Genomic DNA, 6,413 nt, shown 5'->3' with positions numbered 1-6,413 from the left:
TATGGTGGGGGGCTAGCACAACAATTAAAAAAAAAACAACACCACGCCCCCCGGCCCCTCCGCGGGCGGCCGGCCGCGCTGATTTCCCCCGACCCCGCGGGGCCGGGGGCGCCGCGGGTTTCGGCCCCCTGAAGCCCTGGTTTCCGCACTCGGCACTCGCGGCTACGCCGCATCGGACCGTGCACGGAAAGCCGGGACGGGCCGATACCTCTCAGGACCAGGTAACACTCGGCGGCGTTGCCGGGCACATTCGGTTCGGTGGAGATCGCCGGTGGTCCGGGTTCAGGGTGGCGGCTTGCTACCGTGGTCTCCGGACGGTCGGCGGTGTGAGCATCGGGACCCGGCGCACGGACAGTGTCCGCCCGGACATCTGGGCGGCGATGCGGGCAGATTCGCCCTGGGCGGCCCGAACGACCGAGATAGCGGCCGAAGCCGGGTCGTCGACGGTCAGGCGCAGGTGGCGAGGGCCGCGACCAATCGTTTGATCGGACTCTCGGCGTTGTAGCTGGTGGCCAGTTCCTGGAGCGCATCGATATCGGCAGGTATGGGATGCAGGATATCGGGGCGGGACAGGATCACGTCGGCGTCGCGGACCACCCGCGTTACCGGTGCTGCGGCCTCGAGGTAGCCGGCGGCGGCGCGGAGTTTGGCGCGGATCCCCTGGGCGAGCTCGGCGCCGGGATCGTCCACCGCGGCACGTAACGCCTCGAGCGAGCCGAACCGGCTGATCAGAGTGGCGGCGGTCTTCTCGCCGATTCCCGCCGCACCGGGTAGTCCGTCGGACGAATCGCCACGCAATGTGGCCATATCGGCATAGGCGGGGCCCGCATTCTCCTGCGGTACGCCGTATTTGGCCGATACCTCGGCGGGGCCGAAGAGTTCGGCCTTGGCCAGTCCGCGACCGGCATAGAGCACCCGGATCGGGGGTGCGGGGGTATCGCGGACCAGTTGCAGCAGATCGCGGTCTCCGCTGACCACGACCACCGGGTCGGAGCGTTCGGTGGAGGCCAGCGTGCCGAGCACATCGTCGGCCTCGAGACCGGCCGCGCCGCCGGTGGCGATACCGGCGGCCGCGAGCACCTCCAGAATCATCTCGACCTGCGGTGTCAACCGGTCCGGAACCACTTCGGCGCCGGGTTCGGCGTCCGCGGAAGTATCCAGGCGATGCGTCTTGTAGGTCGGCACCAGATCCACCCGGAACTGCGGACGCCAGTCCAGATCCAGGCATACCACCAAGCGGGCGGGGCGGTGCCGGGTGATGAGGGCGGCCACCATATCGGTGAACCCGCGCAGGGCGTTCACCGATCTACCGTCCGGTGCGGTGATCTTGTCCGGGATGGCGTGGAAAGCCCGGAACCACAGACTCGCTCCGTCCAGCAGTAGCAGCGGACGCGGCGCGGATTCGGTCGTAGTCACCCGCCGGAATCTACCGGGCGCCACCGACCGATCCGGTGTACCGCCCCCGGACACCGGGTAAGTTCGAGATCATGAGCGCGCACACGGAGTCACGGTTCGCGGCGGAAATCTACGAGCAGCGACTGGAGCGGGCAGTACAGCTGATCCGCGAAGCGCATCTGGACGCGCTGCTCATCACCCCCGGCCCCGACCTGCGGTATCTCGTCGGATCGGCCGCGCAATCGTTCGAGCGGCTCACCTGCCTGGTGATCACCTCCGATAAGGCCACACCCTCGGTGGTGGTGCCGAAACTGGAGGTCGCCGGACTACAGGAGTCCGCGGTGGACGAGCTGGGCCTGCGGGTCCTGGACTGGGTGGACGGTGTGAACCCCTATGACCTGGTGCAGTCGGCGCTGCACATCGGGTCGCGGGTGGCGGTCGCCGATGCCATGCCCGCGTTGCATCTGCTGCCGCTCGCGCACAGTTTCAGCGGGTTGCCCGTTTCGGCGACCCCGGTCCTGCGGGAAATGCGCATGATCAAGGACGACGCCGAAGTCGAAGCGCTGCGCCGCGCGGGCGCCGCCATCGACCGCGTCCATGCCCGAATGGGCGAATTCCTGCAGGTGGGGCGCACCGAGGCCGAGGTCGGGAAAGATATCACCGACGCGATCGTGGCGGAGGGGCATACCGAAGCCGCGTTCGTCATCGTGGGTAGCGGGCCCAACGGCGCCATACCCCATCACGAGGTGTCGGACCGGCGCATCGAGGCCGGTGACGTGGTGGTCATCGATATCGGCGGTCCGGTGGAACCCGGCTACTACTCGGATTCCACCCGCACCTACGTACTCGGCGACCCCGATCCGGAGATCGCGGCCCGCTGCGCCGAACTGGAACGGGCGCAGGCCGCCGCGGTTGCCGCCGTCCGCCCCGGGGTGCGGGCCGCGGCCGTGGACGCGGCGGCCCGCGAACCGCTGGAGGCTGCCGGGCTGGGTGCGGCGTTCGTGCACCGTACCGGGCACGGGATCGGCCTCTCGGTGCACGAGGAGCCGTACATCGTCGCGGGCAACGATCTGGAGTTGCGCCCCGGGATGGCCTTCAGTATCGAACCGGGAATCTACTTCCCCGGCGAATGGGGCGCCCGGATCGAGGACATCGTGGTGGTCACCGAGGACGGTTGCGAGTCGATGAACCAGCGGCCGCACGGACTCACCGTGCTGCCCGCCTGACGATTCGCCCGGCCGGTGCCCGTGCCCACAGGCCCGACCCCCGTGCCGGTGAGATCGTCGGCATCGGCCGTGGCAGAACAGTCCCATCCGGTCGCAGGATCGAACATCAGCAGGTGCGCGGCAGACGGGCGCCACACTGATTCCGCGGCGAACACCATCCTCCGAATCGGTCGAGAAGCAGCAAGGTAGCGCGAAAGGACTCGCGAACCGGTTACCCGTGCGGCCGCCGTGCGGCCTTCCTCGGCGCCGCGGTGGTCCGCCTGGTTTCGGTCTCCCGCGGCTACCGCGGCGGTTCAGGCAGTCCGCAGCGCGACCCCGCACAGCACCCGGCGCACCTCGATGGCGAGTACCACACGGGCCGGGTTCTCCCGCGGGGTGCGATAACGCTCGGCGTAACGGCGTTCGGCTTCCCGGACCTGCGCCGGATCGTCCAGAACCGTGGCCGGGCCCTCCAGCGTGAGCCAGCGCCGGCCGTCGACCTGGCCGACCGCGGCATAGCCCGACCGCCGGATGTTGCGGGCCTTCACCGAGCCGCCGCTGGTGATGACGCGGACCAGCCCGGCAGCATCGTCCCAGGTGAAGCCCACCGGCACCACATGCGGGGTGCCGTCCGACCGCAGAGTGGTGAGGGTGGCCAGATGCCGTTCGGTGAGGAACTCGACGGCGGCGGGCGACAATTCGACGGTATGGGTTGCCATAGGAGGACCGTAGCGGGTGCCGTGGACCGGACTCGGGGTCTCCCGGTGCGGATCACGACCGGCCCCGGATGACAGACTGAGCACATGGTTGTGCGTCGTACACGAGGGATCGACCCGGGAACCGTGCTGGTGCTGGGTGGACGCAGCGAAATCGGTCTGCAGGTGGCGCTGCGGCTGGCCCCCGGCCGGGCCGTGGTCCTGGCCGCGCGGCGTTGCGAGGAACTGCACACCGAAACCGCGGCGCTCACCGCGGCCGGCGCGACGGCGGTTCATCCGGTCGAATTCGATGCCGCCGACACCGCGAGCCATCCCGCGCTGCTGACCAAGATCGTCGCCGACTACGGACCGGTCGGTGTCGCGGTCCTGGCATTCGGTGTGCTGGGTGATCAGGCCCGCGCCGAGGCCGATCCCGGCCATGCGCTGGACATTGTGCATACCGACTACACCGCTCAGCTCAGCGTCCTCACCGTGCTGGCCAACGAGTTCCGCGCCCAGGGCAGCGGTCATCTGGTCGTCTTCAGTTCGGTGGCGGGAGTCCGGGTCCGGCGGGCGAACTATGTCTACGGGTCGGCCAAGGCCGGGCTGGACGGTTTCGCCAGTGGTCTGGCCGATGCACTGCACGGTACCGGGGTGCATCTGCTGCTCGCCCGCCCGGGATTCGTGATCGGCCGGATGACCGAGGGGATGAGCCCGGCGCCGTTCTCCAGTACTCCCGACCAGGTCGCCGACGCGGTCGTGGGTGCGCTGGGCCGCCGTGCCGGCCGGGTCTGGATTCCCGGGATCCTGCGCCCGGTGTTCTTCGGAATGCGCCTGCTGCCCCAGGCCGTCTGGCGGCGGCTGCCGCGGTGAGCGCGCGCACCGGCCGGTGGCAGCCTGATTATTGCGGTGCCGGAGCGGGGTTGCGGTATGTCGTATGCCGGGCGCAGCGGATATCCGGCCCGCGGAGCGGTTTTACCCCAGGAATGACTCGGGGTGGCACGGTATGAGCGTCGCCATGGAATGGGCCGGGCCCCGTATTCCCGTGGTCGGTATCGGCGCCGACGGCTGGGCGGGGCTTCCGGAGGCGTCGCGCGATGCGCTGCGGGAGTGCGCGGTATTGCTGGGGTCGGATCGGCAGCTGGCGTTGCTACCGGACGAGATCACCGCCCAGCGGCAGTGCTGGCCATCCCCTTTGGTGCCGGCGCTACCGGGCCTGCTGGCGGAGCTGCGCGGTACCCGGATCGGTGTCCTCGCCAGTGGCGATCCCATGTTCTACGGCATCGGTACCACCTTGGCGCGGTTGCTCGGTCCCGAATCATTGCGGGTACTGCCCCAGCCGTCATCGGCTTCACTGGCCTGCGCCCGGCTCGGCTGGCCGCTTCCCGAAGTGAGCATCGTGAGCGCGGTCGGCCGGCCGGTGCGACGGATGCTTCCGGAACTGGCCGAGGGACGGCGCGTACTCGTCCTCAGCGCGGACGCCGGGACGCCCGCCGAGATCGTGGAGTTACTGCAATCGCACGGGTTCGGGCCCTCTCGGGTGACTTTGCTGGAGCAGTTGGGTGGCCCGGCCGAACGGATGGTCTCCGGCCGCGCCGCGGACTGGCGGGAACCGCCCGGTGACCCGCTCAATATTGTGGCGATAGCGGTGGCCGGCGAACCCGGGCATCCGCGTCTCACCCGGTTGCCGGGGCTGCCCGATTCCGCTTACACCGGCGACGGTCAACTCACCAAATCGGAGATCCGTGCGTTGACCCTGGCCGCGCTGGCGCCGGCGCCGGGGGAGACGCTGTGGGATATCGGCGGCGGTTCCGGCAGTATCGCGATCGAATGGTGTCGTACGCATCCGTCCTGCCGGGCGGTGACATTCGAAATCCTGGATCGACGCCGCGACCAGATCACCGCAAACGCCACAGCGCTGGGCGTTCCCGAGATCGTGGTGCGCGGTGAGGCGGTTGCCGAACTCACGGATGATGCGCTGCCGGGTGCACCCGACGCGATCTTCCTCGGGGGCGGCCTCACCACGCCGGATCTGTTCGTTCGATGCTGGTCGCGATTGCCCGCGGGCGGGCGGCTCGTGGCCAACGCGGTCACCGCGGAATCGGAGGCGTTGCTGAACTCGTGGTCTGCGGAGTACGGCGGGGAATTACGCCGGTTCCAGATCTACCGCGGGGAGCCGCTCGGACGTTTCACGACCTGGCGTCCGCAGCTACCGGTGACACAGTGGTCGGTCGTGAAGGGCGTGTAGGCCCGATGCTGCTGCGTGACGGTGCCATTCGAATGGATGATCGGACAGCGGGAGTAATGTCCGGTGCGTTCCGAGCGCGGGTTACCGGGCTCGCGCGAAACGTCGGAGAACACGAGTGAAGTACAAGCAGTTCGCCGCGACCGCGATCATGGCGGCCGCAGCCACCGGGATCGCCGCCGGCACCGGCTACGCCGCTCCCGTTCCCGCGGCGCCGGCCGTCGAACAACAGGCGAACGCTGCCCTGGAGGTCACCGGACACGATCGCGGCGCCGACTACACGCTGGCCCTCGCCGAGGCCGGTAAATCGCTGGTCACCACGGTGTCCGGAGGTGCATTCGGTCTCGATGCCGCCAACCGTGCGGTCGTGCTGCGCAATGCCGCCGGAGAACGGCTCACCAGTATTCCGCTGAGCCAGCAGACCGGCGGCCAGCTGATCGCCGCCACCACCGTGGACGAGGACAGCAGCCGGCTGACCGTCACTCCGCAGGCCACCCCGGTGGCGGGTGCGCCGGCGCAGGCGCAATTCATCGGTGTTGGGCTCGCGGTGGCCGGTGGACCGCCGCTGCCGGATTCGGCCAGGGTCTACTTCAGCGGGCAGCCCTGAGAATCCTGCTGCTGGGCGGTACCGGGGAGGCCCGGGAACTGGCCCACACACTCGCCGCCGCGCGCGGGCACGAGATAGTGTGCAAGCACCCCGGCCGCCGAAACCAAACCCGACCGCCCCGGGGGACCCGACGGGTGGGGATTCGCGTCGGGATTGTGATTTCACGATCTCGTGTGCTGTCTGGGCGGCGAGTGTGTGGGCCAGTTCCCGGGCCTCCCCGGTACCGCCCAGCAGCAGGATTCTCAGGGCTGCCCGCTGAAGTAGAC

Annotated in this window: 6 protein-coding genes; 4 read left to right on the top strand and 2 right to left on the bottom strand. The window is 69.4% G+C overall.

The window, feature by feature from the left end:
* Positions 1 to 447: 447 nt before the first annotated feature.
* Complete coding sequence (locus tag QH195_RS33310) at positions 448 to 1,416, bottom strand: 5'-3' exonuclease (protein WP_280438322.1); 969 nt, start codon at positions 1,414 to 1,416, stop codon at positions 448 to 450.
* Between the two features lie 71 nt (positions 1,417 to 1,487).
* On the opposite strand from QH195_RS33310, the gene QH195_RS33305 reads away from it, so the two are divergent.
* Positions 1,488 to 2,621: a M24 family metallopeptidase gene (locus tag QH195_RS33305; RefSeq protein ID WP_280424138.1), complete on the top strand. Its 1,134-nt coding sequence runs from the start codon at positions 1,488 to 1,490 to the stop codon at positions 2,619 to 2,621.
* 293 nt (positions 2,622 to 2,914) lie between these two features.
* Here QH195_RS33305 and QH195_RS33300 read toward each other — a convergent pair whose 3' ends face one another.
* On the bottom strand, positions 2,915 to 3,319 hold the full coding sequence (locus tag QH195_RS33300) for a pyridoxamine 5'-phosphate oxidase family protein (RefSeq protein WP_280424139.1): 405 nt from the start codon (positions 3,317 to 3,319) through the stop codon (positions 2,915 to 2,917).
* A gap of 84 nt (positions 3,320 to 3,403) precedes the next feature.
* Between QH195_RS33300 and QH195_RS33295 the strand changes: the two genes are divergently transcribed.
* From QH195_RS33295 to QH195_RS33285, 3 genes are all read left to right on the top strand, one after another.
* The gene (locus tag QH195_RS33295; RefSeq protein ID WP_280424140.1) at positions 3,404 to 4,168 is read left to right on the top strand and encodes an SDR family NAD(P)-dependent oxidoreductase; all 765 of its coding nucleotides are present in this window, start codon (positions 3,404 to 3,406) and stop codon (positions 4,166 to 4,168) included.
* 133 nt (positions 4,169 to 4,301) lie between these two features.
* Entirely contained in the window at positions 4,302 to 5,543 is a 1,242-nt protein-coding gene (gene cbiE / locus QH195_RS33290) for a precorrin-6y C5,15-methyltransferase (decarboxylating) subunit CbiE (protein ID WP_280438321.1), read from the top strand.
* Between the two features lie 115 nt (positions 5,544 to 5,658).
* The gene (locus QH195_RS33285; RefSeq protein WP_280438320.1) at positions 5,659 to 6,147 is read left to right on the top strand and encodes a hypothetical protein; all 489 of its coding nucleotides are present in this window, start codon (positions 5,659 to 5,661) and stop codon (positions 6,145 to 6,147) included.
* The last annotated feature ends 266 nt before the right edge of the window (positions 6,148 to 6,413 follow it).

Source organism: Nocardia carnea (assembly GCF_029868855.1).
GTDB classification, from domain to species: domain Bacteria; phylum Actinomycetota; class Actinomycetes; order Mycobacteriales; family Mycobacteriaceae; genus Nocardia; species Nocardia carnea_A.
This window is presented reverse-complemented; position numbering and strand designations above follow the sequence as displayed.

What these genes read in the sequence shown, in the direction of transcription:
- QH195_RS33305 (WP_280424138.1), top strand. Translation starts at nt 1,488, where the DNA reads ATGAGCGCGCACACGGAGTCACGGTTCGCGGCGGAAATCTACGAGCAG.
- QH195_RS33300 (WP_280424139.1), bottom strand. Translation starts at nt 3,319, where the DNA reads ATGGCAACCCATACCGTCGAATTGTCGCCCGCCGCCGTCGAGTTCCTC.
- QH195_RS33295 (WP_280424140.1), top strand. Translation starts at nt 3,404, where the DNA reads ATGGTTGTGCGTCGTACACGAGGGATCGACCCGGGAACCGTGCTGGTG.
- cbiE (WP_280438321.1), top strand. Translation starts at nt 4,302, where the DNA reads ATGAGCGTCGCCATGGAATGGGCCGGGCCCCGTATTCCCGTGGTCGGT.